The organism is Pseudomonas sp. MD195_PC81_125 (assembly GCF_014060985.1).
Taxonomy (GTDB): Bacteria; Pseudomonadota; Gammaproteobacteria; order Pseudomonadales; family Pseudomonadaceae; genus Aquipseudomonas; species Aquipseudomonas parakoreensis.
The window spans coordinates 1-1,939 of sequence record NZ_JABULD010000426.1 but is presented as its reverse complement, the minus strand read 5'-3'; the positions used below and the strand labels follow the sequence as shown (position 1 = coordinate 1,939).

Genomic DNA, 1,939 nt, shown 5'->3' with positions numbered 1-1,939 from the left:
GAATGCGCCGTTCAGATCGACCAGATGCAGACGGCGGCAACCGCCCTCCACCCACTTGGCAGCCATGCTCACCGGGTCCTCGGAGAACACTGTGGAATCTTCCATGCGGCCCTGGCGCAGACGTACGCAGGCACCGTCTTTAAGATCGATAGCGGGAATAATCAGCATCTGGCAAACCTTCAAATTTGAATGTTCAGCTTGGCTCGGAAATCAGTTTTTCTCGAGCGCCCACAGGTCGCTTTCGATGCTTTCAAACCGCTCTTTGAGGTGGGTCTGCACATCGAAAATCGCCCTGTTGTAATAGTGCGGAGCAATTTCGCGGGTAAACAGCTCAAGAATTTCCGCCGCTTCGAACGAACCCAGGTCGAGTTCGAACCGATCCTCCATGAATCGCTGAATCTTGCGATTGGCCTCGCTCTCCTGTTCGGGAGTGAGGGTCAGGACCGGCGGCTTGGATTTCCTGGCAGCCATTTACCAGCGACCGTCCCACGCGGCGAAGTTCTGCAGCAATTGCAGGCCATGGGTATGGCTCTTCTCCGGGTGGAACTGCACGGCGAAACGCGAGCCATCGGCCAGCGCGGCAGCGAAATCGAGCCCGTAATGACCGCTACCGACTACCTGCCGCGCGTTGGCGGCGGCGATGTAGTAGCTGTGCACGAAGTAGAAACGCGCCATGTCCGGAATATCGTGCCACAGCGGGTGACTGACCTTCTGCTGCACCTCGTTCCAGCCCATGTGCGGGACTTTCAGATGCTCGCCGTCTTCATGCAGGTCTTTGCCGAAGAACTTCACCGCGCCCGGGAACAGGCCGATGCAGTCGACGCCGTCGTTCTCTTCGCTGCTGTCGAGCAGGGCTTGCATGCCGACACAGATGCCGAGGAACGGACGATCCTGGCTGACTTCACGCACCAGCGCGTCGAAACCGAGGCGACGGATCTCCGCCATGCAGTCGCGAATCGCGCCAACGCCCGGGAATACCACGCGGTCGGCTTCACGGATCACGTCCGCATCGCTGGTGATCAGCACCTTGCCGGCGCCCACGTGCTCGAGGGCCTTGGCCACCGAGTGCAGGTTGCCCATGCCGTAGTCGATAACTGCAACCGTCTGCATTACAGAACGCCTTTGGTCGATGGCATCTGCCCGGCCATGCGCTCATCCAGCTCGACGGCCATGCGCAGCGCGCGGCCGAATGCCTTGAACACGGTTTCGATCTGGTGGTGGGTATTGGTGCCACGCAGGTTGTCGATGTGCAGGCTGACCAGCGCGTGGTTGACGAAGCCCTGGAAGAATTCCTGGAACAGGTCGACGTCGAAGCCGCCCACGGTGGCGCGGGTGTACGGCACGTGCATCTGCAGGCCCGGGCGACCGGAGAAGTCGATCACCACGCGCGACAGCGCTTCATCGAGCGGCACGTAGGCGTGACCGTAGCGACGGATGCCTTTCTTGTCGCCGATGGCTTTGGCGAAGGCCTGGCCGAGGGTGATACCGACGTCTTCCACGGTATGGTGGTCGTCGATATGCAGATCGCCCTTGCATTCAATATCCAGGTCGATCAACCCGTGACGGGCGATCTGATCCAGCATGTGCTCAAGAAAAGGAACACCGATATCGAATCGGGCCTTTCCGGTGCCATCAAGGTTGATCGAGGCTTTGATCTGGGTTTCCAGAGTGTCGCGCTCGACAGACGCCTTACGTTCGGCCATCACCAGCTCCGCAAAATCATTGGGCGAAAAAGGCAGCCATTATAGGCACGCGGGGCCGAAACAGAAACACGCGACGTGATATGCCTGACGGACAGAAGGCCCGGCTGTCGCGGGTAGACATGTCCATACAAGCCATTACAGGCACCCCGAAAACAAATGTGGGAGCGAGCCTGCTCGCGAACGCGGTGAGTCAGCCAACACTTATGGCAACTGACCGTCCGTCTTCGCGAGCAGGC

Annotated in this window: 4 protein-coding genes; all 4 read right to left on the bottom strand. The window is 59.7% G+C overall.

Annotation, left to right across the window (positions count from 1 at the left end):
• Nucleotides 1-168, bottom strand: a 168-nt coding sequence (locus HT737_RS17425; RefSeq protein WP_306287226.1) for a HisA/HisF-related TIM barrel protein, incomplete at its 3' end; no start/stop codon positions are given.
• 42 nt (nt 169-210) lie between these two features.
• Complete coding sequence (locus HT737_RS17420; RefSeq protein WP_095667781.1) at nt 211-471, bottom strand: DUF2164 domain-containing protein; 261 nt, start codon at nt 469-471, stop codon at nt 211-213.
• Complete coding sequence (gene hisH, locus HT737_RS17415; protein ID WP_121183239.1) at nt 472-1,110, bottom strand: imidazole glycerol phosphate synthase subunit HisH; 639 nt, start codon at nt 1,108-1,110, stop codon at nt 472-474. It lies immediately after the preceding gene.
• Nucleotides 1,110-1,703 carry an imidazoleglycerol-phosphate dehydratase HisB gene (gene hisB, locus HT737_RS17410; protein ID WP_007909204.1) on the bottom strand — a complete coding sequence of 198 codons (594 nt, stop codon included), beginning with the start codon at nt 1,701-1,703 and terminating at the stop codon, nt 1,110-1,112. The genes hisH and hisB overlap by 1 nt, the downstream gene beginning before the upstream one ends.
• Nucleotides 1,704-1,939: the final 236 nt, after the last annotated feature.